This window comes from Halobaculum rubrum (genome assembly GCF_019880225.1).
GTDB lineage: Archaea > Halobacteriota > Halobacteria > Halobacteriales > Haloferacaceae > Halobaculum > Halobaculum rubrum.
The window spans coordinates 2,117,133-2,142,131 of sequence record NZ_CP082284.1; the positions used below are offsets into that span (position 1 = coordinate 2,117,133).

General features: G+C 71.8%; 26 protein-coding genes. 15 read left to right on the forward strand and 11 right to left on the reverse strand.

The window, feature by feature from the left end:
* Positions 1 to 96: 96 nt before the first annotated feature.
* Positions 97 to 864, reverse strand: coding sequence for a 2-keto-4-pentenoate hydratase (locus K6T25_RS10985; protein WP_222914046.1), 768 nt, complete (start codon positions 862 to 864; stop codon positions 97 to 99).
* The gene (locus K6T25_RS10990; protein ID WP_222918005.1) at positions 861 to 1,655 is read right to left on the reverse strand and encodes a creatininase family protein; all 795 of its coding nucleotides are present in this window, start codon (positions 1,653 to 1,655) and stop codon (positions 861 to 863) included. Before K6T25_RS10990 ends, K6T25_RS10985 begins: the two co-directional genes overlap by 4 nt.
* 143 nt (positions 1,656 to 1,798) lie before the next feature.
* On the opposite strand from K6T25_RS10990, the gene K6T25_RS10995 reads away from it, so the two are divergent.
* From K6T25_RS10995 to K6T25_RS11010, 4 genes are all read left to right on the forward strand, one after another.
* Positions 1,799 to 2,194 carry a nascent polypeptide-associated complex protein gene (locus tag K6T25_RS10995; RefSeq protein ID WP_222914047.1) on the forward strand — a complete coding sequence of 132 codons (396 nt, stop codon included), beginning with the start codon at positions 1,799 to 1,801 and terminating at the stop codon, positions 2,192 to 2,194.
* Positions 2,191 to 2,934, forward strand: coding sequence for a methyltransferase domain-containing protein (locus K6T25_RS11000; protein WP_222914048.1), 744 nt, complete (start codon positions 2,191 to 2,193; stop codon positions 2,932 to 2,934). The genes K6T25_RS10995 and K6T25_RS11000 overlap by 4 nt, the downstream gene beginning before the upstream one ends.
* A 173-nt stretch (positions 2,935 to 3,107) precedes the next feature.
* Positions 3,108 to 3,341 carry a hypothetical protein gene (locus K6T25_RS11005; protein WP_222914050.1) on the forward strand — a complete coding sequence of 78 codons (234 nt, stop codon included), beginning with the start codon at positions 3,108 to 3,110 and terminating at the stop codon, positions 3,339 to 3,341.
* Positions 3,338 to 3,724 carry a hypothetical protein gene (locus K6T25_RS11010; protein WP_222914052.1) on the forward strand — a complete coding sequence of 129 codons (387 nt, stop codon included), beginning with the start codon at positions 3,338 to 3,340 and terminating at the stop codon, positions 3,722 to 3,724. The genes K6T25_RS11005 and K6T25_RS11010 overlap by 4 nt, the downstream gene beginning before the upstream one ends.
* 69 nt (positions 3,725 to 3,793) lie before the next feature.
* Here the strand turns inward: K6T25_RS11010 and K6T25_RS11015 are convergent, their stop codons facing one another.
* The gene (locus K6T25_RS11015) at positions 3,794 to 4,396 is read right to left on the reverse strand and encodes a DUF6517 family protein (RefSeq protein WP_222914054.1); all 603 of its coding nucleotides are present in this window, start codon (positions 4,394 to 4,396) and stop codon (positions 3,794 to 3,796) included.
* 179 nt (positions 4,397 to 4,575) lie between these two features.
* On the opposite strand from K6T25_RS11015, the gene K6T25_RS11020 reads away from it, so the two are divergent.
* The 4 genes from K6T25_RS11020 to K6T25_RS11035 all read left to right on the forward strand — a co-directional run bounded on the left by K6T25_RS11020 (position 4,576) and on the right by K6T25_RS11035 (position 7,417).
* On the forward strand, positions 4,576 to 5,115 hold the full coding sequence (locus tag K6T25_RS11020) for a transcription factor (RefSeq protein ID WP_222914056.1): 540 nt from the start codon (positions 4,576 to 4,578) through the stop codon (positions 5,113 to 5,115).
* Positions 5,116 to 5,790, forward strand: coding sequence for a DUF2110 family protein (locus K6T25_RS11025; protein WP_222914058.1), 675 nt, complete (start codon positions 5,116 to 5,118; stop codon positions 5,788 to 5,790).
* A 1-nt stretch (position 5,791) separates the two neighbouring features.
* On the forward strand, positions 5,792 to 6,610 hold the full coding sequence (locus K6T25_RS11030) for a DUF5803 family protein (protein ID WP_222914060.1): 819 nt from the start codon (positions 5,792 to 5,794) through the stop codon (positions 6,608 to 6,610).
* 81 nt (positions 6,611 to 6,691) lie between these two features.
* A complete protein-coding gene (locus K6T25_RS11035) occupies positions 6,692 to 7,417 on the forward strand; it encodes an HAD-IIB family hydrolase (protein WP_222914062.1) in 726 nt (241 codons plus the stop codon).
* A gap of 64 nt (positions 7,418 to 7,481) precedes the next feature.
* Here the strand turns inward: K6T25_RS11035 and K6T25_RS11040 are convergent, their stop codons facing one another.
* Entirely contained in the window at positions 7,482 to 7,670 is a 189-nt protein-coding gene (locus K6T25_RS11040) for an HEWD family protein (RefSeq protein ID WP_222914064.1), read from the reverse strand.
* A 157-nt stretch (positions 7,671 to 7,827) separates the two neighbouring features.
* Here K6T25_RS11040 and K6T25_RS11045 point away from each other — a divergent pair, with 157 nt between their 5' ends.
* Positions 7,828 to 8,382 (forward strand): class I SAM-dependent methyltransferase, encoded by a 555-nt coding sequence (locus tag K6T25_RS11045; protein ID WP_222914066.1) that lies wholly within the window; start codon positions 7,828 to 7,830, stop codon positions 8,380 to 8,382.
* A gap of 272 nt (positions 8,383 to 8,654) precedes the next feature.
* On the opposite strand, the gene K6T25_RS11050 is transcribed toward K6T25_RS11045, so the two are convergent.
* From K6T25_RS11050 to K6T25_RS11070, 5 genes are all read right to left on the reverse strand, one after another.
* Positions 8,655 to 11,099 carry an ATP-dependent DNA helicase gene (locus K6T25_RS11050; RefSeq protein WP_225917734.1) on the reverse strand — a complete coding sequence of 815 codons (2,445 nt, stop codon included), beginning with the start codon at positions 11,097 to 11,099 and terminating at the stop codon, positions 8,655 to 8,657.
* A gap of 106 nt (positions 11,100 to 11,205) precedes the next feature.
* On the reverse strand, positions 11,206 to 11,595 hold the full coding sequence (locus K6T25_RS11055) for a hypothetical protein (protein WP_222914068.1): 390 nt from the start codon (positions 11,593 to 11,595) through the stop codon (positions 11,206 to 11,208).
* 69 nt (positions 11,596 to 11,664) lie between these two features.
* The gene (locus K6T25_RS11060; RefSeq protein WP_222914070.1) at positions 11,665 to 13,020 is read right to left on the reverse strand and encodes a S8 family serine peptidase; all 1,356 of its coding nucleotides are present in this window, start codon (positions 13,018 to 13,020) and stop codon (positions 11,665 to 11,667) included.
* A gap of 6 nt (positions 13,021 to 13,026) precedes the next feature.
* The gene (locus tag K6T25_RS11065) at positions 13,027 to 13,827 is read right to left on the reverse strand and encodes a winged helix-turn-helix domain-containing protein (protein WP_222914071.1); all 801 of its coding nucleotides are present in this window, start codon (positions 13,825 to 13,827) and stop codon (positions 13,027 to 13,029) included.
* Between the two features lie 86 nt (positions 13,828 to 13,913).
* Complete coding sequence (locus K6T25_RS11070; protein WP_222914073.1) at positions 13,914 to 15,110, reverse strand: MFS transporter; 1,197 nt, start codon at positions 15,108 to 15,110, stop codon at positions 13,914 to 13,916.
* A gap of 410 nt (positions 15,111 to 15,520) precedes the next feature.
* Between K6T25_RS11070 and K6T25_RS11075 the strand changes: the two genes are divergently transcribed.
* Entirely contained in the window at positions 15,521 to 16,591 is a 1,071-nt protein-coding gene (locus K6T25_RS11075) for a glycosyltransferase family 4 protein (RefSeq protein WP_222914075.1), read from the forward strand.
* Positions 16,592 to 16,660: 69 nt separating this feature from the next.
* Positions 16,661 to 17,782: a glycosyltransferase gene (locus tag K6T25_RS11080; protein WP_222914077.1), complete on the forward strand. Its 1,122-nt coding sequence runs from the start codon at positions 16,661 to 16,663 to the stop codon at positions 17,780 to 17,782.
* Between the two features lie 264 nt (positions 17,783 to 18,046).
* On the opposite strand, the gene K6T25_RS11085 is transcribed toward K6T25_RS11080, so the two are convergent.
* On the reverse strand, positions 18,047 to 18,478 hold the full coding sequence (locus K6T25_RS11085) for a hypothetical protein (RefSeq protein ID WP_222914079.1): 432 nt from the start codon (positions 18,476 to 18,478) through the stop codon (positions 18,047 to 18,049).
* Between the two features lie 89 nt (positions 18,479 to 18,567).
* On the opposite strand from K6T25_RS11085, the gene K6T25_RS11090 reads away from it, so the two are divergent.
* Positions 18,568 to 19,977, forward strand: a complete 1,410-nt coding sequence (locus K6T25_RS11090; RefSeq protein WP_222914081.1) for a CRTAC1 family protein — start codon at positions 18,568 to 18,570, stop codon at positions 19,975 to 19,977.
* Between the two features lie 65 nt (positions 19,978 to 20,042).
* Positions 20,043 to 21,146 (forward strand): AIR synthase-related protein, encoded by a 1,104-nt coding sequence (locus tag K6T25_RS11095; protein ID WP_222914082.1) that lies wholly within the window; start codon positions 20,043 to 20,045, stop codon positions 21,144 to 21,146.
* A 19-nt stretch (positions 21,147 to 21,165) separates the two neighbouring features.
* On the opposite strand, the gene K6T25_RS11100 is transcribed toward K6T25_RS11095, so the two are convergent.
* Complete coding sequence (locus K6T25_RS11100) at positions 21,166 to 22,149, reverse strand: alpha/beta hydrolase (protein ID WP_222914084.1); 984 nt, start codon at positions 22,147 to 22,149, stop codon at positions 21,166 to 21,168.
* Between the two features lie 108 nt (positions 22,150 to 22,257).
* Here K6T25_RS11100 and K6T25_RS11105 point away from each other — a divergent pair, with 108 nt between their 5' ends.
* Both K6T25_RS11105 and K6T25_RS11110 read left to right on the forward strand, forming a co-directional pair.
* Positions 22,258 to 23,556, forward strand: a complete 1,299-nt coding sequence (locus K6T25_RS11105; RefSeq protein WP_222914085.1) for an MFS transporter — start codon at positions 22,258 to 22,260, stop codon at positions 23,554 to 23,556.
* A gap of 58 nt (positions 23,557 to 23,614) precedes the next feature.
* Positions 23,615 to 24,997 carry a kynureninase gene (locus tag K6T25_RS11110; RefSeq protein ID WP_222914087.1) on the forward strand — a complete coding sequence of 461 codons (1,383 nt, stop codon included), beginning with the start codon at positions 23,615 to 23,617 and terminating at the stop codon, positions 24,995 to 24,997.
* Positions 24,998 to 24,999 lie beyond the last annotated feature (2 nt).

Consider the following 24,999-nt stretch of genomic DNA (forward strand, 5'->3'; position numbering starts at 1 on the left):
CGCGACGGGAACAGGCCTCGGACCGTCGATCGGACGTTCGGTGGTCCGGGGGGACGGCTCGGACGACGGACCGGGCCGCGGGTGTCGCCTGTTCGCCTACGAACCCCGGAGCTCGACGCTCCCGAGCGACGCGAACGTCGCGGTCGCGGTCTCCCCGGCCGCGACGGGTACCGGCTCCGTCAGCGATCCGGTCGTGACGAGCGTGCCGGCCGGGAGTCCGTCGACGGCCTCCGCCAGCCACGCCATCGCCGCGAGCGGGTGCCCCAGCACGTCCGCGCCGACGCCCGAGTCGACACGCTCGCCGTCGACTCGAAGCGTCACGGCCTCCTCATCCAACGAGCGATCGTCGATGGCGGTTCCGGACCCGAGCACGAGCCCCGCGTCGAGGCAGTTGTCCGCCACCGCCAGCGGCGCGTCGAACGTCCACCCCGTTCGGCTGTCGACCAGTTCGATCGCGGGGTGCACCGTCGCCACCGCGTCGCGGACACGGGCGCGGGAGGCGTCGGGCGGGAGATCGTCGTCGAGCCGGAACGCGATCTCCGGCTCGATCCGGAGGTCGACGAACTCCGCGGCGGCGACGGTTGCGGGCGGGTCGACGACCGTCGATTCGAGGAGTCGGCCGTACCCGGGTTCGTCGACGCCGAGATCCGCCCGAACGCGCTCGTTGGTGAACCCGATCTTGTACCCGACCGGGTCGTCGCGGTCGGCGGCGAGTCGGTCGACGAGGCGCGCCTGTACGCGGTAGGCGTCGTCGATCGATCCCGGAACGACGGACATCGACCCGTCGTCGGGATCGAGCGGCGATGCGGTCCGGTGGGCCGCCGCGAGCGCCTCCGCGACCTCGTCGGCGTCGTCGGGCGTCATCGCCGGCTGCCGGGCTGCGGGTCGACGTGCGGCTCGGGCATGAGGTCCGCGAACGGCTGGGCGTCGATCCACTCCAGGAGATGCACGAGCTGGTCGGTCGCCGCCTCGAACAGCTCCTCGCCCACCTCGGGCGTCGCGTCGGTCTGATCGCCGAAGACACCGTTCTCGGAGTTGTCCGCGGAGTCGTAGAACGTCCGGGCGCCGAACTCCCGGTGATCCGCGTCAGAGAGGTCGACGATGCCGCCGTCGCGGGCGGACCCCAGGCGGTCGGTCCGCACCAGCTCCTCTGCGATGTGCATGACCATCGCGGTCTCCTTCGGGCCGCCGTGCGGGCCGTTATGCTCGAAGACTTCCGAGACGAGATCGGGGATCGACTCGTCCCACATCCACTCGACCGCGAACGCCGTCTCGTCGCGGCGGAGGCGACGGCCGACCTCGCGGAGATGCTGGACGTTGCCGCCGTGGGCGTTCACGTACACGATGCGGTCGATCCCGTGGTACGCGAGGTTGCGCGAGAAGCTCTCGACGTAGTCGCGGAAGACCGCCGGCTCGACCCACATCGTTCCGTGAAACTGTCGGTGATGCTCGGAGACGGCGATCCGCACGGGTGGCGTGCAGAGCAAGTCGGTTCGATCGGTCGCCTCGCGGGCGAGCGCCTCGCCGATGAGGTAGTCCGTCGCCAGCGGCAGATGCGGGCCGTGCTGTTCCGTGGAGCCGAGCGGGACGACCGCGACCGACTCCTCGGCGACGTAGTCGCCCAACTCGGGCCATGTCTGGTGAGAGAGGTACACGTACCCCACGAGGGTCGCGGGGGGGATGAAACGCGGGGATGGCGGGTCGTTCACGAACGTGGGCGAGAGACGGCCTTCCTTCGTCGGGTGCCGCCAGCGGCCGCTTCGCCACGCTTTTGCTCCGCGCGGTCGACCTCACGGGTATGTTCGGAGGCGGCGGGATGAACCCGCGCAAGATGCAGCAGATGATGAAGCAGATGGGCATCGACGTGACCGAGATGGACGCCGAGGAGGTCGTCATCCGCACGGGCGACGAGGAGCTCGTGTTCGACGGCGCGCAGGTCACGCGCATGGACGCCCAGGGACAGGAAACGTACCAGATCGTCGGCGAGCCGACGACCCGCGAACTCGGCGACGGCGACGAGGGCGGCGACGGCGACGCGGCCGAGGCCGTCGAAAGCGAGGCGGACGCCGACGGCATCACCGACGAGGACGTCCAGCTCGTCGCGACCCGTGCGGGCGTGAGCGAGGCCGACGCCCGCGAGGCGCTCGAGGACGCCGACGGCGACCTCGCCGCGGCGATCTCCGGGCTGGAGTGAGCTCGTACCTCCTCGTCCACGCCGACTCGGACCGCGAGTACCTCCGCGGTCCCGGCGACGAACTCCAGACCGACCTCGGCGTGCTGGAGGTGCCCGACGACGTGGCCCACGGCGACGTGCTGGAGACGCATCTCGGCGAAGCGTTCCACGCCCGACGCCTACGTGGACCGGATCTGTTCAACCACTTCGAGCGCACCGGCGCGCCGATGATGCCGCGCGACATCGGGCTCGTCATCGGCCACACCGGCGCGCAGTCGGGCGATCGCGTGCTCGATGCGGGCACCGGAACGGGGGTCCTGTCGGGATTCCTCGGTCGGATCGGCGCCGACGTGACCACCTTCGAGGTCGACCCCGAGTTCGCCGAGGTCGCCCGCGGGAACATGGAGCTGGGCGGCGTGAGCGACCGCGTCGACGTTCGAACCGGCGACCTCACCGACGAACTCGACGACCTCGCCGCGGGCGACCCGTTCGATCTGATCACCCTCGACACCGGCGACGCCGCCGCGGTCGTCGAACGAGCCCCGCAGTTGCTCGTCCCCGGCGGCTACGTCGCCGTGTACACGCCGTTCGTGGAGGACGCGCGCGACACCGAACTCGCCGCCCGGGAGGCCGGCCTCGGCGACGTGGAGACGCTGGAGACGATCCAGCGCGAACTCACCGTCGACGAGCGCGGCACCCGCCCGAGCACAGCGGGCGTCGGCCACACCGGCTACCTGCTGTTCGCTCGCCGCGTCGAATAGTATTTCAACGAGAAAATTACGGAAATAATCCGGAGCGCGTCACACGCTTCGGCATCAGTGAGACCCCGTGCGATCGAGGGGGCAACACAACACAGCGAGTCCCGGGGCGCTCCGGACCACCGAGACGCCGGGGAACACCGATAAGTCGGTCGGAACCCTTAGTCCAGATAGTAATGAGCGCCGACGACACGGCCGAGGCCCGTCGAGGGGAGCCGACCACGTGGTCCGACTTCGGCATCGCCCTGTACGAACGGCTCACGGGGCGGGGCGCCGAGGTCAGCTACAGCTTCGACGATCTGGAGGTGGATGTCCCGAGTAGTGCGGACGAGGACGCGGTCCACGCCCACTGGAGACTTAACGGGACGGTCCGCGTCTCGTCGAGCGAGCACGAGGACCCCGAGGAGTGACTGACGGTTCGCCGCGCGACGGCTCCCGGCCGGCGGGCGGCGACGCCGACCCGGTCGCCGTCGGCGACCTCCGCGTCGCGGTCGACGTCGAGGCGACCGTCGACGGCGACCGACTCGTCGTTCGCTCCGTCGACGGTCGGATCGACGTGTCGGCCGACACCCTTCGGACGCTCGGACGATTGGAGTCGCTTCTCGAGCAGCTACCGGGCCGGGTCGGTGAACTGATCCACCGGGTCCCGATCGGCGTCCACGTCGGCGACGTGGAGGTCGCTCGCGTCGACCCCGGCGTCCCGGCGGGCCCGCTCGCGCACGTGCTCGGTGTCGCGCCGGCCCGACTCGACGTGGGAGGAGTCGCCAGCGCGGTGCTTCGCGGTCGGTGGTGACGGCGACGCGGCGAGATGCCGTCGCATTCCTGAACGATCACGGTTTTCGGGCGCCGTCGCGGTCGACGATCACCCCGTCGAACGTATCAGCGAGAACAACTCCTCCCTGAAGCCGTCCGAGTCGAACGCCTCGGCGAGCGCGTCGTCCGTGTGCTCGTCGGGCGCAGTTCGGACGGCGGTCGGATACGCTCCCCCGACGAGGAGGTACGCGCCGCCGACGGGACGGACGGCCGCCCAACCGCGCGCGCGGACGGCGACGCCGTCGAGGCGACACAGCGCGTCGTACCCCGCGACCCGCGAGTCGTCGCCGAGCGCGGCCGCCGACGAGTCGACCGCATCGGGGTCGACCCGCCGGACGCCCTCGAAGCCGCGCTCCGTCAGCGTGTCCGCGAACCCGGCGTGGGCCCGGTTGGCGACGAGGCTCGTGAGCGCCGAGGACGGGCGGGTCGCCGGCGACACCGTGAGCCGACTCGCGACGAAGAACCGCCACAGCCGGTCCAGCCCCGTCTGTTTGGCGACCCGGTCGCGGAGCGTGCGGTCCTCGTACACGACGGTCGCCGCCTCGACGGTGACGACCGCCGCGTCGAACTCGGTCGTCCGTCGACGCTCGCGCTCGCACCACCCTCCCTTCGCGAGTGTGTCCGTGGGGACTGACGGATACGGGTCCGACATGCGTCGGGATCCGGTGTCGGGTGCGGCAGGGATAACTCTGCGTGACGGACACCGCGATCCGCTCCCGAGCTTCGGTCGAAGACGGTCCGGGCCCGGAGCGGCGGGTGCCCCCGGCGCTCGCGCCATGGCGACCCGCCGAGTCGGTGACTTTAACCGATATCCACCCCCATAATCGACAAATGGCTTTTGAGGACCTCCTGGAAGACCCTGTTATCCAGAAGTACCTCCACGAGCTCGTCGGTCCGACGGGGATGCCCGTCGCCGCGGCCCCGCCGGACGGCGAGGTCACCGACGAGGAACTCGCGGAGGAGATGGGACTGGAGTTGAACGACGTGCGTCGCGCGCTGTTCATCCTGTACGAGAACGACCTGGCGTCGTATCGGCGCGTGCGCGACGAGGACTCAGGGTGGCTCACCTACCTGTGGACGTTCCACTACGAGAACATTCCGGAGAACCTCCAAGAGGAGATGCATCGCCTGCTCGAGGGGCTCGAGGAGCGCCGGTCGTACGAGTCCGACCACCAGTTCTACCTGTGTGAGATCGACTCGATCCGCTTCGAGTTCGAGGAGGCGATGGAGTTCGGCTTCGAGTGCCCCGAGTGCGGGTCGCCGCTGGAGTCGATGGAGAACAGCCGCCTCGTCGAGGCGATGGAGTGGCGCATCGACCAGCTCGCGGACGAGCTCAACGTCGACCGCGAGGAAGCCGAGGCCGAAGCCTAAATGGTCGTTCTCGCGACCAAGTGCTACGTCTCGGGCGACGCCCGCGAGCGTGCGCTCGACGGGATGACCTCGCTCGTCGCCAACGACCTCGGCGACCTGGACGTGGAGTTCGAGGTCGGCGTACGACACGACGACTTCGTCTCCGTGACCGTCTCGGGCGACGACGAGACGGTCGCTCGAAACGTCCTCCGCGAAGAGTGGGGGGAGATCACGGACCACTTCACCGACGGCGAGAGGTACGTCGGCACGCTGGAGGGCTGGGACGAGGACGGCTTCGTGCTCGACGCCGGCACGGAGGTCCGGATCCCGGCCGACGGGCTCGGGCTCGGGACGGGGTCGCCCGAGCAGATCCGCGACCGCTTCGGCATCGTCCAGCATCTGTCCATGCGGTTCGTGTACGACGAGGACGGCGACCACGAGCTCGCGGACGACGAACGCGACCGGCTGTACGACTGGACGCGCGGCCAGGGGCGCGTGAACGCCAACTCCGCGACTCGCGCGGAGGTACGCGCGACCGTCAACCGGGCGGGCCACGCGAACGACATCGTCACCGTCGAACGGCTCGGCCTGCTCGAACAGAGCGTCATCTGCCGGGAGAACACGGACGCCCCCGGCCTCCTGGCGTCCATCGGCGGTTATCTCCCCGCGGAACTGAAGGCCGTCATCCCGCAGTAGCATGGCTCGACGGAGACGACTCCTCGCGCTCGCGGCGCTCGTGGGAATGCTCGCGCTCTCGGGGTGTCTCGGCTTCTTCGGCGGCGGCTCCGTCTCCGACGAACGGCTCGACCAGTCGCCGGCGGGCGGCGAGTACGACTGGAACGCGAGCGTCGACTCGGAGCTGGACGCACACATCACGATCCACGACGACGCGACGTTCTCGGCGGTGTACGCGGTCAACGGGAGCGAGCTCGAACTGTTCAGACGCGACGGCCTCGGCGGCACGAACCCGCTGGACGTGCGGGCGGTGCGCTACCGCTACCCCAACGGAACCGTGATCAACGGCTCGGAGCTGGCCGATCGCGGCGCGGTCGATCGGACGCGCGACGTGGTCCGGATCGACCTCCCCGGCGACGGCGACGTCGAGGGCGACCGAGTCGCGTTCACCGCGGGGTCGACGCCCAAGCGGTTCGCGCTCCCGACGTACGTGAAGGGGTCCTACGAGGTCGTGCTCCCGCCGAACCGCCGCGCGTCGCTGCCGGTGTTCGGCGACGTGAACCCCGGCGGAGCGACCACGTCCGTCGACGACGAGAACAGGCTGCACGTCCGCTGGGACGACGTGCAATCCGAGTCTGTGATCGTCCAGTTCTATCTCCCGCAGGACATCCGGATCTTCGGGGCGGTGTTCGCCCTCCTCGCGGTCGTCGGCGGGGGCGGACTGCTGTACTACCGCCGGCAGATCGACGCGCTGCGTGAGCAGCGCGAGAAACTCGGGCTCGACGTCGACACCGACGACGACGACCTCGGGGACGACGGCCCGCCGCCGGGAATGCGCTGAGTCTCGGGACTTCCGGCCGGGGTTCGACGTTCACCCTGCGGAACCGACGCCCCTTTTCGCTGGCACCCCCTTCGCCCGTCAATGACGACCGATCCGTCCGCCGGCCTCGATATCCCCTCGGAGGCCGACCTCCCGCCCCTGGCGCTCGACATCGACGGGACGTTGACGACGCCCGAGCACACGATCGACCCGCGCGTGTTCCGGGTGCTCCCGGCGTGGCCCGCGCCGGTGGTGCTCGCGACGGGCAAGTCGTTCCCGTACCCGATCGCGCTGTGTCATTTCGTCGGGATCCCCGAGCGGGTGATCGCGGAGAACGGCGGCGTCGTCTGCGTCGACGAACAGGTGCGCATCGAGGGCGACGTAGAGCGCGTCGCCGCGGCGGCCGACGCCTTCCGCGAACGCGGCGGTGAGTTGGGCTGGGGGGACGCGGACACGGCGAACCGCTGGCGGCAGACGGAGGTCGCCGCCCGCGTCACCGCCGACGAGGCGCTCCTCCGCGAGGTGGCCGACGAGTTCGATCTCACCTTCCTCGACACGGGGTACGCGTATCACCTCACCGACCCGAGCGTGAGCAAGGGGAACGGGCTCCGGGAGGCGGCGTCGGTCCTCGGCCGGGAGCCGTCGTCGTTCGTCGCCGTCGGCGACTCGATGAACGACGCCTCGACGTTCGCGATCGCCGGCGAGAGCTACGCGCTCGCGAACGCCGACGGGGTCGCGACGGACGCGGCGGACGTCGTGGTCGATACGGGATACATGGACGGGACGATGACGGTGCTCGCGGACGTGATCGACCGAGCGGAGCGCTGAACGGGGAGCGGGCGCGGGCGACGTCACGCTGTGATGCGGGGTTCGCGGCGAGGACCCGATCGCGTCAGGCTTCGGTCGCTTCGTCCTCGAACGGAACGAACGAGCCGTTGATGTCCCACTCGTGGATGCAGTACACTTCGCCGGCGGCGTTGTCCCCGGCGACGACCCAGCTTCCGGTCTCGTCGTCGAACCGCTCCTCGCGGCCGCACCGTTCGCAGGTGCGCGCCCGCGGGCGGCGGATGCGGACTGACATACTGCACGGTGGTCGGCGTATCACCTTAACGCTCTCGGGGAGCCGACGCGACCGCCTCGGCGTCGCCGCGGTCGGCCTCGCGGACGTGCATAGTGGCCGCTCGACAGGAGGCGACAAACCGCCGGGGGTATTATTCCTCGACACCTACCGAACGACGATGGGATTTCACACGTTCGACGCCGACCGCGCGGACAAGCTCGAAGACCCCGGCCGATTCCGCTACTGCTCCGGCGAGGAACTGCTCGCCGCGCTGGCGGTCCCCGCGGACGCGACGGTCGCCGACCTCGGGTCCGGAACCGGCTTTTACACCGACGTGATCGCGCCGCACGTCGGCACCTGCTACGCCGTCGACGTGCAGTCGGAAATGCACGACCTGTACGCCGAGAAGGGAACTCCGGAGAACGTCGAGACAGTCACCGCCGGCGTCGAGGACCTCTCGCTGGCCGACGACACCCTCGACGCCGCCTTCTCGACGATGACGTACCACGAGTACGCGAGCGACGAGTCGCTGGCGGAACTCGCGCGCGTCGTCCGCCCCGGCGGCCGCGTCGTCACGGTCGACTGGACCGCCGACGGCCCCGGCGAGGCCGGGCCGCCGCGCGACGAGCGGTTCGGCGTCGGCGACGCCGCCAGCGCGTTCGAGGACGCCGGCTTCACCGTCGAGCGCGCCGAGACACGCACCGACACGTTCGTCCTCGTCGCGCGTCGCTGAGGATCGGCGGACGGCCCGACGGCGACTCCCGACACCCCGGAGCGGCACGAGCGGGTGTCCGTGCCGCACCGCTCGCCCGAACAACCGACGGGTGGGACTGAAAGGGGCCGGCGTTCTGCGCGAAGCCCGACGAAGCAAGCACCGCAGGAGGGAGGCGAAGCCGACCGACGAGGAGCACAGCGAGTCGCGCGAGCGCAGAACGCCGGGGGCGTTCGCGGTCGACACCGAATCCATGACTGCAGCGTCGGAACTGCCTGTCTCAACCGCGGCGACTACCGATGATCGTCCCAGAACCGCTCCAGCCCGAAGCGTAGCATGTCCGAGCTCACCGGGCGGAACTCCTCGCGCTCGTACTCGGGGAGGTACTCCCGGACCGCGTTCCACGACTCGCGCGCGTAGCGCGCGTCGATCAGACACCGCACGCCGACCTCGTCGCTGCCGCGGATCACCCGACCGATCGCCTGCCGGGCCTTCCGAACCGCGGGGACGGTTAGCGCCGTCTCGAACCCCTCGCCGAACTCCCGGTCGTACGCCGTCTTCACCGCACGCGTCCGCGGCGACGACGTGTTGATGATCGGGACGCCGCAGATCACCGCCGCGGCGAGGCGGTCCCCCTCGTAGTCGACGCCCTCGGTGAGGGTGCCGCGGATGCTGGTGACGAGCACCTTCGCGTCGCCGTCGAAGAAGTCCGTTTTGAGCGCCTCGGTCGCGGTGTCGTCGCTGGACTCGTCGATGAGGACAGCCTTGTCGACCCGGCCGTTCGCCTCCAACTCGCCGGCCATCCACTCCGCCTCGCCGTAGCTGGGCATCCCGACGAGGACGTTTCCGGGTGTCGTTGCCGCCACCTCCGCCGCGGCGTCGGCGTGCGCGCGCCGGGTCTCGTTGTCCTCGCCGGGAGGACCGCGATTCGAGAACGTGAACTTCGGCGCGTCGACCGCGAACGACGCCCGGTTCCCCTCGGGGAACCCGAGGCCGTAGGTCCGATCCTCGACGGGTCGTCCCTCGGACTCGAGGTAGTTGAGCCCCGTCACCTCCCGGAACACGTCGAGCGGCGCGAGCGTCGCCGACATGAGCACGCCGCCGCCGAAGTCGGCGAGGCGCTCGCCGATGGCGTCCGCGGGCACGCAGTTGTGCAGCGCGAGCCGGGCGTTGTAGGCGCGGCGCCAGGAGTCGGACGGCTCGGTCTCGTCCCACGTGCGCAGGAGTTCGAGTTCCCGGAAGTACGTCTCGTGATCGCAACGGTACCAGGCGTTGAGCGTCCGTCCGACGCCCGGGGCGGCGCGCTGGCGGTCTCGCGGGCTTTGCCCGCTCGACGATTCCGAGGCGCTTCGCGCCTCGCCGTCCTCCTCTTCTGTTTCGTCCAAGATCCGCGCGGCGACGGCGCCCACCTGCTCGGCCCTGGCCCACACTTTTTCGCCGTAGCCGGCGTCGCGGGCCCACTCGGTTATCTCGTCGACGCCGGGCTCCTCGGGGTCGCGAAGCGGGATCTCCTCGTCGTCCAGGTCGGTCGGGTCGTCGCGCCAGCCGCGGCGCTCGGCGTCGAGGAAGCCCTCGACGCGGCGGTCCAGTTCCTCGCGGAGGTCGCGGAGAAACTCGACAACCAGCTTCACCTCGTCGAGGCTCACCTCGGCGTCGGCCAGCTCGCCGCGCACGAGGTCGGCGTCGGTCGTCCCCTCGACCCGGCGTCCGGAGTCCTCGAACTGCACGGGCTGGAGGACGCGCGTCAGTTCGTTCTCGGCGTCGCGAAGGCTCGCGTCGGCGACGCCGTCGGAGACCAGATCCCGGACGCGCGGCTCGAGCATGTGCGCCTCGTCGCAGACGACGAACGTCGAGTCGTCGACCAGCGCGCCCGTGAACCCGCCGACCGTCGTCGGGTCGAACGCGTGATAGTAGTTGCCGACGACGACCTCCACTTGCGGGAGGATCGCCCCCATCATCGAGTGCGGGCAGGTGCCGTGGCCCGCCGAGAGGCGGACCAACTCCTCGGCGTCGATCAGTCCGCGGTCGGCGAAATCGAACGGCACCGCCTCCGCGGCGTCGCCCTCCTCCGGGAGGTCGTCGAGGTACTGTGCGTAGAAGGGGCAGTACTCGACCCCGTCCCGGGTGGCCGATCCTCCGTGTTCGGGCATCTCCGGGAGATAGGGCGTCGGCTCGCCCGCCGTTTCGAGGTAGCTCGCCCCGTCATCGCCGGTGTCGGAGAGTCCGGTCTGCGCGCGGCGGGCCTGCTCGGCGAGCGCGCCCGCGGTCGTCTCGCCGCCGTCGCCGACGAGGTCCCGGGTGCGCTCGCGCAGCCCCTCGCAGCGCTCGTACACGTTCGAGGTGTCGATGCCGCCGCGGTTCTCGCGGGCGTACGGGCACACGTCGGCCTTCCCGACGAGCGTCATCCCGGAGACGGGGCGCCAGTCGTCCGGGAGGTCGTCGTTGATCGTGCGGAGGTCCGCCTCGAACTGTCGGAGCTGCTGCTTGACGCTCGTGAGGACGAGCACGCGCTCGTAGTCGCTGTCGGGGTCGCGAACCAGGTCGATGCCGGCGGTCAGCGCCAGCATCGTCTTCCCGGTGCCGCATGCGCCTTCCAGCGCGAGGAATCCTCCGTCGTCGGCGACGGTGCGGGCCGCCTCGATCCCGTCGGCCTGCTCGGGGTACGGGTCGGGGTGCCCGAACACGGTTCGCCACGGCTCGTCCGTCGCCTCGGTCACGGTGTAGTCGGCGGTTGCCACGGGTTTACGTCCGTCGATGGTCCCGCTTTCGTATTTGAATCTGCAGTCCGGTCCGCCGACCTTGTCGCCCCCGGAACTACCGAACTCGTCGCTGCCGCGGCGACCGTCACAGCAGGCTCCCGCCGAGCACGATCACCGAGAGGTTGTTGGCGAACACCCCGAGGCCGGCCGCGACGAGCAGCCCCAGCCACACCTCGATGAGCAGGCCGTAGTAGGGACGAACGCGCGCCGGCGTCAGCCGGTAGGTCTCCATCAGCCCCCGGAAGACGACCGCCGCGAGCACGACCGCGCCGAGGTTCACGCCGACGATCACGGGCAGCGGCTGTCCCAGCGCCCACCGCATCAGCGGGTTCGCCTCCGCCTCGGCGCCGACGACCGCGGCGGCGAACATCGTCGTCAGGAGATCGACCGACACCAGCAGGAACAGCGCGACCGCCGCCCACGCCCAGTACTCCTCGACGCGCTCGGCGATCGCGGGCCCGCCGGGTTCACTCACGGGTTCGGGACGGCAGCGTGTCGGGGTAACGGTTTCGGCGCGATCCGGGACCCCGGGGCGTGGCGCGGGTCACGGACCACGGTGCGCCCACGACCCGTCGCCCGCGCTCGCGTCGTCGCCCGTACGGTTCCCCGTGCCCGCGGCGGCGACGGCGGATCCGGGGTCGATCCGCCCGTCGACGGCCGTCTCGCGGAGCAGTCGCTCGGCCTCCGCGGGCGTGAGGCCGTCCTCCCCGGCGGCGGCGCTCATCTCGGCGACGACGCCCGCGACGGCCGGCGCGGCGGCGGAGGTCCCTTCGAGAGTCGTCCCGTCCGGGAGCGCGACCGTCCCCGCCGCCCGTACGTCCGTGGTCGACGGCGAGTACGCCGCGAGACGGCCGTCGGGACCCACCGCGCCGACGGAGATGACGCCATCGGCGGTCGCGGGCGCGACCGCGCTCCCGTTGTCTGCGGCGTGGGCGAGTCGGTGGCGCGCGGCGAACAGGTCCACGTGGCCGTCGCCGGGGTCGCGTACGTCGACCGCGACGTAGTAGGAGCCGCGGGGAAGCACCGCGTCGATCGCCTCCGCCCGCCCCGACTCGCGGGTCGACTTCGCGACGACCTCGTCGGGACCGTCGGCCACATCACGGTACAGATACAGGTCGTAGTCGCCCCCGCCCGTCCAGTACAGCCGCAGCGTCACGGCGCCGGAGACCCGTCCGTCCCCGAGGCGGTTGCCCTGCGTGCCGTTGTCGTCGAACGCCAGCCAGCCCGGGTCGGTCGCCGTGCCGCGCCAGTGCCGCCGCGCGGCGTTGCCGCCGGAGCTGACGAACACGGTGCCGGCGTCGGCCGCGCGCTCGGCGACGCCCGCGATCCGGTCCATCCCGTCGGCCGTCCGCGGGTAGTAGCTCCCCGCGTCGACGATCACGTCGACGTCGCGCTCGAGGAGCCAGTCCACCGCGCGGGCGTACGCTTCGGGCGTCGGTTCGTGGCCGACCGAGGCGAGATACAGCGACGACTCCGGCGCGCGCTGTCCGACGACGCTCGCGACGGCGGCGTCGTGACCATCCGCGTCGTGGTCGCCCACGATCAGGCCGAACCGCGAGCTCGTCACCCGCTCCCGCGCGACCACCCGGCCGTCGATGTCGGCGGCGTCGCCGAAGGTGCTCCCGATGACCCCGACGCGAACCCTGTCCGTCTCCGAGTCAGCGCCGACTGATTCGGTTGGAGACGGCTCGACCCGTGCGCGATCTATCGGGGCGTGAACGGACGACCCCGATACGGATCCGGCGGTGACCCCGGCGAAGAGTTGGCCGACGTCGCCGTACTCCGGGGGCGAGCTACCGCCGACGACCGCGGCCTCGTTGGTCACGTCGGCGCCAACGAGGCCAGCGCCGGCGCTCGCAACGACGATGACGACCGCGAGGAGTGCTGTCGTTCGACCCATCGTCGGTCACCGCGCGCGAACGCGATCGGCGGCCACGAGTGTCGCGAGCACGAGCAGTCCGCCGGCGAGGAACGCCACGCCCGGCGAGAGCGTCCCGAGTGTCTCGCCGCCGGTCGCCCCGACGGCGTCGCCGATCCGCGGCACCGTCTCCGGCCCGGAGAGCGTCGCGACCGCCGGACCGAACACCGACTGTACGAGGACGCTCGCCCCCGCGAGCACGGCGACCGCGCCCAACAGCCCGCGAAGCGAGTCGAGCAGCGAGGAGCGCTCGGACTCGCCGCCGACGGCCACGACGACGCGGTCGTCCGCGGGGCCGTACACGGTCATCTCCCGCCCCTTGACGGAGTAGCGGGTGTCGGCGGCCTCGACCAGTCCGGCGTCGACGAGCTTCGAGACGTGGTGGCGGACGTTCTGGACGGACGTGTCGGCCGCGTCGGCCAGTTCGGAGGCCGTCCGCGGTTCCTCGTGAACCGCCCCGAGTATCGTCCTGGCCGTCCCCGGGGCGAGGGCGCCGATGAGGTCGTCCGCGCTCTCGTCGTCTATCCAACAGACTCGGACGCTCTCGTCGTCGTCCGCCGTCGACGGTTCGGTGTCGGTCGACGCGGAGGACGTCGTGTGCTCCGGCGTGGCGGGATACCTCGGCAACGCGGCGCCGGAGTCGGCGGTTCCCCCGTCCGCCCGTGCGCCGTTCGCCCCGTTCGGGTCGTCCGCCCGTTCCCCGTCCTGCTCGTCCGGAACGCGGTCGCTCCCGTTCGATCCCTCGGCGTCGTCGGGATCGTCCTGGCTCGACGGGAGCGGCTCTGACATACAGGGAAATCTTACATAGAAGAACAAAACGTTTCGGTCCGGACCTGTCGGATCGCCGGGAAACCGGGACCCACGGCGACAGTCTCTCACTCACTCGCCGTCCGATCGCTACCGATCGGTGTGGGGAACCGGCCGAGAACGTACAACAGCGCCGTGAGCACGAGCACCGCCGCGACCGCGACGGCGAACAGCCGGAACACCCGATCGAACCCGACGCCGGCGTCGGTGAGCGCGCCGACGACGCCCGACCCGTTGGCTTCGAACAGCAGCGCCGCGCCCGAGAAGACGGCGTACGCGCTGGCTCGGTCCGGCGCGGGCAGCGTCGACAACATGTACGTGTCGACGGCGGGGAACAGCGCGTGGGCGGCGTAGCCGATGAGCGCCGAGACGACGGCGAACGCCGCCAGCGACCCGGCGTACGTGAGCGCCACCAGCGACGCGAGGAACGCGGCGTTGAGCGCGAGCAGGTACGGCACCTTCGGGAGCCGGTCGGCGAGGCGCCCGCCGAGCCAGAACGCCGGGACGCCCGCGGCGAACGCGACGGTGAGCAGGAGGTTGGCGTTCGCGGGCGTCAACCCCTCCGAGAGCAGGTAGCTGACGTAGAAGTTGAACACGCCCTGCCAGGCGAACCCAGCGACCGCCACGAGCGACATCCCCGCCAGCACGATCCGCCAATGCGACAGCGCCGACCGGAAGTCGCGGTCGGCCTCCTCGGGCGACGCCGGCCGGTCCCCCGCGGAGCGACGCACGACGACCACAAGCGAGGCCGTGGAGGTCGCGGCGCCGACGGCCAGCGCCCAGAACACGACGCGCCAGTCGCCGAGGCGCGCGATGACCGTGAGAACGAGCACCGGCGCGACGACGCTCGCGATCTGGCTCGCGGTGCCGTGAATCCCAACCGCTCGCCCGGTCCGCTCTGGGTACAGCGCGCCGATGAGGGGGATCGCGGCGACGAAGTAGCCGCCGGTGGCGAGGCCGACGGCGAACGCGCCGATCTGCAGGGCGTACAGCGAGTCCGCGGTCGCGGTGAGCGCCGCCGCGGCCGACAGCGCGACGCCGGTTGCGAGGACGACCCGTTCGCGGCGAACCCGCGTGAGCACCCAGCCGACCGGGATCCGCGGCGCGGCGGTGCCGAGCCACACGAGTGTCGTGACCGAGCCGACCGCGGCCGCCGAGAGCCCGAGCTCCCGCTGGAACTCCGGGACAAGCGGGGCGAACGCGACCCGCCCGAAGTTGACGAGGAAGACCAGCCCACAGAGGGTGGTGAAGAGGCGCTTCGTCACGTGAACGGGTGTCGATTCGCGCGGCGGGTGTCAAGCGTTGCGGAACCGGGGACCGGTCCCGTCGGTGTCCGTGGCCTCGGGCGCGACGGTGACGCGATCGAAACCGAGAGCCGATCTCGGCGCTCCGTTGATACAGACTTTTGTTCCAAGCATATGTACGTTCGATCGGTATGTCACGGTCAAAACTCATCGCTGGCGTCGCGATCGTTGGTATCGTTGCTATTGCGCTCCGTCGTCGCCGTGGTGGAGAGACGGAAGCGGACGACTGATCCGACCACGCGTCCCGACTGTTCTTTGCGGTCCGTCGCTTGGGGCTCCACCGAACCGTCCGGCGGTAGCCGTCCCCTCGCCGGCGACCACGGATCCAGCACGCTCAAACCCCGACCCGCCGAAGCCGGAGTCACCCGACCGTGCGCGTCCTCGACTACCTCGAACTCGACGCCCAACTCGACCGCGCGGGCATCGGCACCGCCCACGACCAGCAGGTCGAGGCGCTCGACCGCGCCCGCGCGGCCGGCGCCGACGTGGCGGTCGTCACCTCCCCGTGGGCCGGCGGCGACCCCCGAACAGCCCTTCGCCGGGCCGTCTCGGGTCGCTCACTCCTCGCCGACGTGGACGTGATCCACCTGAACCTCATCGGCCCCGCGAGCGTCGCGCTCGCGCGGTACGCGAGGCTGACGGACACGCCGCTGGTGCTGCACTGTCACGTCACGAGCGAGGACTTCCGCGAGAGCTTCCGCGGGTCGAACGCGGTGGCGCCCGCCCTGCGCCGATACCTCCGGTGGTTCTACTCGCAGGCCGATCTGGTGCTCACCCCCTCCGAGTACACCAAACGGCAGCTGCTGGAGTACCCCGTCGACGCGCCGATCCGCGCGCTGTCGAACGGCATCGACCACGACTCCGTCGCCGGCCACGAGGCGTACCGCGAACAGTACCGCGAGCGCTTCGATCTGGACGGCGTCGTCGCGTTCGCGGTCGGCTCCGTCTTCGAGCGCAAGGGGCTCACCGACTTCTGTGAGGTGGCCCAGCGTACGGACCACGACTTCGCGTGGTTCGGCACCGTCGATTCCGGACCGCAGGCCTCCAGGACCGTGACGCGATGGACGGACGACCCGCCCGAGAACGTCACCTTCACCGGCTGGGTCGACGACAAGCCCGGCGCGTTCGGCGCCGGCGACGTGTTCTTCTTCCCGACGAAAGAGGAGAACCAGGGTATCGTCGTGCTGGAGGCGATGGCCTGCGGGAAGCCGTGCGTCCTCCGGGACATCCCCGTGTTCCGCGAGTACTTCGAGGACGGCCACGACTGCCTGCTGTGTGACTCCCGCGAGGAGTTCGTCGAGGCGCTGAACCGGCTCGCGGACGACCCCGATCTCCGGGAACGACTCGGCGAGAACGCCCGCGAGACGGCCGCGGAACACTCGCTGGAGCGCGTCGGCGAAGAGTTGGTCGACACCTACGAGCGGCTCGTCACGGCGCGGTAGCCCGGTCGACCCGCGTGAGCCGCGCCGAAGACGCAAGGCATTACCCCTCGCTCCGGAAACGGCGGACGAATGCAGACCGTCGCCGCGTTCACCGACACGTACCTGCCGACGGTGAACGGCGTCACTTACACGCTGGAGTCGTGGCGCGAGGAGTGGCGCGCCCGCGGCGGCCGGATGGACGTGGTGTTCCCCGACGCGCCCGGGCACGACCCCACGAACGGCGAGCACACCACCCGCAGCGTCGGCTTTCCCTTCTACGACGGCTTCCGGATGGGGCTGCCGGGTATCCCCGACGCCGTCCGCGACGCGGACGTCGTCCACGCGCACACGCCCTTCGCGCTGGGTCTCTCGGGGTGGTATCTCGCGCGACGGATCGACGCGCCGCTGGTCGCCTCCTACCACACGCCGACCGCCGAGTACGCGGACTACCTCGCGGCCGGCCCGGCCGCCGCCGTCGTCGAGGGCGCCGCCCGACGCTACGAGCGACGGTACATGAACGCCGCCGCCGCGGTCGTCGTTCCCAGCGAGCCCGCCGGCGATCACCTCCGCGATATCGGCGTCCACACACGCGTCGAGGAGGTTCCCAACGGCGTCGACACCGAGTTCTTCGCGCCGCCGGACGCCGAGACGCTCGCCGCCTTCCGAGACGAGTACGACCTGCCCGACCCGTCGGACGGTCCCCTCCTCGGCTACACCGGCCGTCACGGCTTCGAGAAGGAGCTGACCGAGGTCCCGCCGGCGGTCGCGGCCGCCGACGCCGAGGCGACGATCGTGTTCGGCGGCGACGGCCCCGCCCGTGACGCGGTCGAGGCCGCCTGCGACGAGGCCGGCGTCGACGCGCGCTTCCTCGGCTTTCTCCCCCGCGAGGATCTCCCGGCGCTGTACGCGGGCCTCGACGCCTTCGTGTTCCCCTCGCCCGTCGAGACGCAGGGACTCGTCGCGCTGGAGGCCAACGCCTGCGGGACGCCCGTCGTCGGCGTCGACGCCGGCGCGCTCGCGGACACCGTCGTCGACGGGGAGACCGGCTACCACTACCCCCACGGCGACACTGCGGCCTTCGCCGACGCCATCGACCGCACGCTCGCGGAGCGCGAGGCGCTCTCCGAGCACTGCCTCGACCGTCGCGGGGAAACGAGCGTCGAGCACGCGGTCGACCGGCTGGCGGACCTGTACGACTCGGTGACCGAGTGAGGCCGGCCGCGCCGCTCACCGTCGGTCGCGTCGAAAAAGGGGACGCACTGCGGTCGGTTTCCTGGTTACTGGGTGGAGCGGCACGGAGACCGCTCCGCCGCTTCATCGAGACCTCCCTTCGCGGAACTCGCTCCGCTCGTTCCGCGTGCTCTCGTTCGCTCCCCCCGGTCGCTCACGAGAACTTCGGTCGGTCTCGTTAGCTTCTGGGCGGCTCGCCCACAAGCTCGCCGTCGATGTACCGAGACCTCCCTTCGGTCGGTCTCGCTAGTCTTCCAGCGCCTGTGCGATCCGCTGAAGCTGCCGGGTCGCGTCGCGGACCTCGTCGCGGAGCTGGCGCACCTCGCGCACGAGTTCCTCGTTTCCGACGGACTCCTCCTCGGCGCCGGGGCCGCCGGGGCCGCCGGGGCCGCCGCCCATCCCGCCACCCATGCCGCCGGGACCGCCACCGCCGCCCATCATCCCGCCCATCATCTGCGCGAAGGGGTTGCCGCCGCCGCCCATGCCGCCGGGACCGCCACCGCCGCCCATCATCTCCTCGGGGGAGGGAGCGCCGCCCTCACCCTCCTCGCGCTCCTGTTCGCGTCGCTCGCGGATCTCCTCGACACGCTCGCGGAAGGACTTCTCCTCGCCGTCGTCGCCTCCGTCGGCGCCCTCGTTTCCGTCCGATCCGGCGTCCTCGGGGTCGTTGTCTGCCATGAATCCGGGTTCGGTCCGGCGTCCGAAAAGCGTTGTTCCTCGGGGGGCGGAACCGAGCCCTCTTGTACCCCGGTCCCCGAGCGGGGCGCGTGTTCGCGGATCGGTCCGACGCCATCGCCGACGACGCGCCCCATCGCGGCTACGGGGTCGCGCTCACGCCGGGCGTGAGCGGGCCGTGCGCGTTCGTCACCGGCTACGGACCCGGGAACCGCCTGCTCGCGTGGCGCGACGGCGCCCTCCGCGACGTGGCGACCCCGGCCGTCGCCGACGAGGGCCGTCACGCGATCGGCGTCGTCGCCGCCGACCTCGACGCCGACGGCGCCGAGGAGATCTACGTCCACAACACGGAGTCCTATCGGGGGAAGACACGGGATACCGACCTCCTGCTCGACCCCGTCGACGTGCTCCCGGATCACGAGGACATACGGTGGCGCGACCTGTTCGGCCTGTCGATCAACGCCGACCGCGGCAACTTCCGCGCGGGCCGCTCGGTCGCCGCGCTCGACCGCTACGGCACCGGCCGCTACGGCGTCTTCGTCGCCTGCTACGGCGTCCCGTCCCGGTTCTACGAACTCGGCGACGACGGCGAACTCTCGGACATGTCGGAGGCGGTCGGCCTCGACCTCGACGCCGGCGCCCGATCGCTGTACGCCGGTCCGCTCGTGAGCGATCGGATGGATCTGTTCGTCGGCGTCGAACGGGGACCGAATCGACTGTTCCGAAACGCGTCGGGTCACTTCGAGGAGGTCGCCGGAGTCGTGGGACTCGACGCGCCCGGGACGAACGCCCGCGGCGTCACGATGGCCGACGGCGACTTCGCGGTCGGCGGCTGGGAGACGCCGAGCCGGCTGTTCGCCCGGAGACCGCCCGCTACCGGCGACGCGCACCCGGACGGCGGACCGCCGCCGGAACGATTCGCCGACGTTACCCCGTCCGCGTTCGCGGCGCCGACGCGGGTCCGGACGCTCGTCGCGGCCGACTTCGACAACGACGGTCGCGAGGAGCTGTTCTGTAACGCGCTGGGCGCCCCGAACCGCCTGTTCCGCAAGGAGCGGGAGGGGTGGACCGCGCTCGACCCCGGCGACGCCGCGGAACCACGCGGGCTGGGAACCGGCGCCGCAGTCGCCGACTTCGACGGCGACGGTGCCCTCGAGCTACTCGTGGTCCACGGCGAACTCGCCGCCCAGCCGCTCTCGCTGTACGCCGTCGACGGCGCCGCCGAGAACGACTGGCTCCGCGTGCGCCCGACCACCCAGTACGGCGCCCCCGCCCGGGGCGCGGCCGTCACCGTCGAGACGGCGTCGCGCACGCGGACGAAGGTCGTGTGCGCCGGCTCGGGCTACCTCTGTCAGATGGAGCCGGTCGCCCACTTCGGCCTCGGCGACGAGACGCCCGAGCGCGTCACCGTCCGCTGGCCGGACGGTCGCGAGGCGACGCTGGAGTCGCCCACTCCGCGGGCCGAACACGACCTCGCTCACCCGATGGCGCCGCGGTTCTGATCGCTTAGGCTCGATCCCCACTCGGTGACGTAACCGCTTTGGGGCGCCCCGGCGCACGTCGAGCCGTGACCGACGAGCGCGCGCCGAGACGGGGGAAAGTCGACCGCGACGCCTTCGAGTCGGCGGTGCGGCCGAACCTCGGGGCCGCCCGCGAGGACGTGCGCCTCGGCCCGACCCACGGCGTCGACTTCGGCGTCGTCGACGTGGCCGACCGCGCGGTCGTGTGCGCGACCGACCCGATCTCGCTGCTGCCGGAGTTGGGCTACGAGCGCGCCGGTCGCTTCGCGCTCTCCTTTGCCCTCGGGGACGTGGCCGTCTCCGGCGTCCCACCCACCCACTTCTGTCCCTCCTTCGCCCTCCCAACCGACGTGGGCGACGACGACTTCGAGGCGTTCTGGGCCGCCATCGCCGCCGAGTGCGAGGCGCTCGGCGTCGCGATCCCGACGGGTCACACCGCTCGCTACCCCGGCGCGTCGCTCCCGTGGGTCGGCGCCGCCACGGTGCTGGGCGTCGGCGATCCCGACGACGTGATCCGACCCGACGGCGCCCGCCCGGGCGACCGTCTGCTCGTCACGAAGGGCCCTGGGATCGAGACCGCGGGGCTGTTCGCGTCGCTGTACCCCGACGAACTCGCCGAACGGGGGCTCGACGAGGCGACGATCGACGCCGCGGCCGCCCTGCTCGACGAGACGAGCGTCGTGCGTGACGCGCTCGCGGCCGCGGAGGCCGGGCGCGAGAGGGTCGGCGGTGACGGTGCCGCCGCGAGCGACGGGGTCGGTCGAACGGTCGACGCCGACGCGGGTGTCTCCGCGATGCACGACGCGACCGAGGGTGGCCTCCGAGGGGCGCTGTGTGAGACGGCCGAGGCTGGCGGCGTCCGCATCGACGTGGACTCGACGGCCGTCCCGACGAACGCCGCCGCCGTGGCGGCGTGCGAGGCGCTCGACCTCGACCCGTGGGCGTGTACGACCTCCGGGACGCTCCTGCTGGCCGTCGACCCCACAGCCGTCGACCGCGTCGTGGACGCGTTGGAGTCGAGGGGAACCCCGGTCGGCGTCGCCGGCGAGGTCCGTGAGGGATCGGGCGTGTTCGTCGACGGCGAACGCGTCGAGCCGCCCGTCGAGGACGCGTCGTGGGCGGCCTACGAGCGACTCTCCGGGTCGGACTGACCGATATCCCGACTCACAGTTATTCCTCGCCCCCGGCGGCCGCCAGTCGCTCCCGTGTCGCCGCCGCGAGGTCGTCGAACGCCGCGTCGGCGGCGGCGACCTCGTCGGCGAACGAGAGGAAGCCGTGGCACATCCCCTCGTAGTCCAGGTGCTCGGCGTCGACCCCGGCGTCAACGAGCCGGGAGACGTAGGCGGCGCCGTCGTCGCGCAACGGGTCGCGCTCGCCGGTGACGACGACCGCGGGGGCGCCGTCGGCGAGCGTCGCCTCGTCCGCCCGCAGCGGCGCTGCGTACGGGTTAGCGGCGTCCACGTCCGAGCGGAGGTACTCGCGCCAGAAGCGACGCATGTCCGCGCGTGTCAGGAGCGGGCCGTCCGCGTTCGCCTCGTAGGAGTCGGTCCCGAAGTCGCGGTCGGCGATCGGGTACAACAGTGTCTGGACCGCGGGTGCCTCCCCGTCGGGAGTCGCCAGCGACGCGGCGGCCGCGAGGTTCCCGCCGGCCGAGGACCCTGCGACGCCGACGACGCCGTTTCCGCCGAACTCGGCGGCGTGTTCGCGGGTCCACCGGAGGGCGCGGATCGCGTCGTCGACGGCGGCGGGGAACGGGTGTTCGGGCGCGAGTCGGTAGTCGACGGAGACGACGACGGCGCCGACCCGGCGGCACAGCCGCCGCGCGAGGTCGGCCGCGGAGTCGAGCGTGCCGAGACACCAGCCGCCGCCGTGGAGGAAGACGAGCGTCGGCGCCGGCGTCTCGGCGGGGCGGTACACACGAAGCGGGAGGTCGTCGCCGTCGGGGCCGTCGATGGCGAGGTCGAGGGTTGAGTCGACCGGGAGATCGGCGGCCGAGGTGAACAGCTCGTCCTCGATGCGCCGGGCGCTCTCCACGGAGAGGGCGTGCCACGGCGGGACCCCGAGCGACTCGGTCTCGGCGACGACCTCGCGGAGTTCGGGGTCGAGGCCGGCGAGTCGATCCGGGCGGGTGCCGTCCTCGGCGGCGTCGGTCATGCACCCTCGGATGCGCGGGGGCGACAAGAATCCCCGCGTGCCGGATCGCGCACCACCGCGGTCACCGAAACCGAGCCGCTCTTGCGAGGGCGTGCCGGACGTCTCAGTGTGTCGCTCTCGCTCGCTCGTATCGTCGGCGACGACGCGGACGTGCTCGACGACCGCGACTTCCGCCTGCTGTTGCTCGCGTCGCTCATTTCGCCGATGGGCGCGTCGGTCGTCTCGCCGGTCGTCGAGTCGCTCGCCGGCCCGTACGGGGTTTCGGCGACGGAGGCCGCGCTGCTCCTCTCGGCGTTCACCGCGCCGGGGATCGTCCTCATCCCCCTCTCGGGTGTGTTGGCCGACCGCTACGGCCGCAAACCCGTGCTCGCGTCGGGGCTGGCACTGTTCGGGCTCGCGGGCGTCGCGCTCACGCTGACGACCGACTTTCGGACCGCGCTCGCGCTTCGACTGCTTCAAGGGGTCGGCTACACCGGGATCGGCCCGATCCTGATCACGGCGACCGGAGACCTGTTCTCGGGTGCCCGCGAGTCGGCCGCGCAGGGCGTCCGCTTCACCGCCGTCGGCGCGTCGCTGACGGTGTTCCCGTTCCTCGCGGGACTGCTCGTCGGGTTCGCGTGGCAGTACCCGTTCGCGCTGTACGCCGCCGCGCTCCCCGTCGCCGCGGTCGTGTGGCTGCGGTTCGAAGAATCCGCGGACCTCGGGAACGCTGGCGGCGACGCGGAGGTGGCCGGCCGCGACGCCGACACCGCAGGCGACGAACGCGGCGGCGTCCGCACGCTGCTCGCGCTGGCGACGCGCCCGCGCGTCGCCGCGACGCTGGTCGGCCGGGCGGTTCCGGGGTTCCTCTGGTTCGGCTTCCTCACGTACAACTCGATCGTGGTCGTCCGCCTGCTCGGCGGGACGCCCGGCGCCGCGGGCGCGCTCGTCGCCGTCGCTTCGATCTCCAGCGCCGTCGCGACGACCCAGACCGGCCGGATAACCGCCCGGTTCGGCCGGACGGCGCCGACGTTCGCCGCGCTCGTGCTCGCCGCCGGCGGGCTCGCGGGGCTCTCGCTCGCGCCGTCGGTCCCGGTCGCGCTCGCCGCGGGCGTCCCCGTCGGCGCGGGCTTTTCGGTGTCGCTGACGCTGTACCGCTCGGCGATCACGGGGCTCGCCGGCGACGACACCCGCGGCGGCCTCGTCAGCCTCGGGGAGTCGATCGGCCGGCTGGGCTCGACCGGCGCGCCGGTCGCGATGGGCGCCGCAGTCGGGTTCCTCGCGGACGCGGTCGGGTACGCCGCCGCCGTCAGGACGGTCTCGGTCGCCGTCGCCGTCGGCGTCGTGGCGGTCGGGGGCGTTCTCCTCCTCGTGGGCGATCTGGGCGCCGACACCGACGGCGAGTCACCGACCGCCACCGACGACTGAGCTCGCGGCCGCGGGCCGCGACGCCAACGCCTAACCGTCTCCCGTCGAACGCCGACCCATGACCGACACGAACGCCGGGGACGACCACGCGCTCGCCGCCGCCCGCGAGCGCGACGCTGCCGACCCGCTCCGAGCCTATCGGGACCACTTCTCGGTGCCCGACGGGGAGCGCTACATGGACGGGAACTCGCTGGGCCTCGCCTCCGACACCGCCCTCGCGACGCTGGAGCGCGTCGTCGACGAGTGGCGCGAGCTCGCGATCCGCGGGTGGGAGGCGGCCGACCCCGACTGGTTCCACTACGGCGAGCACCTCGGCGACCTGCTCGCGCCGCTTGTCGGCGCTCGCGAGTCCGAGGTCGTCGTCGCCAACTCGACCACCGTCAACATCCACACCCTGATCGGGACGTTCCTCGACACGCTCCCCGGCACGCCCGCCGGTCCCGATCCGTCGGCCGACCCGCCGGCGGTGCTGGTCAACGACCTCGACTTCCCCACCGACCACTACGCGATCCGCGCGCAGTTCCGCCAGCGTGGGCTCGACCCCGACGAGGGGCTCGTCGCCGTCGAGTCGCGCGACGGACGGACGATCGAGGAGGCCGACATCGAGGCGGCGCTCCGCGAGCGCGACGACGTCGGGATCGTGTTCATGCCCTCCGTCCTCTACCGGTCGGGCCAACTGCTCGATATCGACCGGATCACCGCGGCCGCCCACGAACACGGCGCGCTCGCGGGGTTCGACTGTGCCCACTCGATCGGGGCGGTCGACCACGCGCTCGGCACCGCCGGGGCCGTCGACGCGAGCGCGGACGGGGCGGAAAGTGGCGGCAGCGGGGACGGCGGGGGCGCCGACTTCGCGGTGTGGTGCTCGTACAAGTACCTCAACGCCGGCCCCGGCGCGACCGCGGGGCTGTACGTCCACGAGCGCCACCACGGCACGACGCCCGCGCTCGCCGGCTGGTGGGGCAACGACAAGTCGACCCAGTTCGAGATGCGCCACACCTACGAGGGGGCCGACACCGCCGGCGCGTGGCAGATCGGTACCGTCCCGGTGCTGTCGTCGGCGCCGATCGAAGGGGCGACGGAGCTGGTCCGCGAGGCCGGGATCGAGCGGGTCCGCGAGAAGTCGCTCGCGCTCACGGACTACCTGATCGATCTGGTCGACCACCGCCTCGGCGACGACTTCTCGGTGGGAACGCCCCGCGAGCACGCCCGCCGCGGCGGCCACGTCGCGATCGAGCACCCCGAGGGCTACCGCGTGAGCGAGGCGCTGCGCGATCGCGGGGTGATCGTCGACTTCCGGCCGCCGAACGTCGTCCGCGTCTGCCCGGCGCCGCTGTACACCCGATACGAGGACGTGTGGCACGTGGTCGAGGCGATCGAGGAAGTAGTCGAGTCGGGTGTGCACGTAGAGTACGAGCCTCGGGGCGGCGGCGTCACCTGACC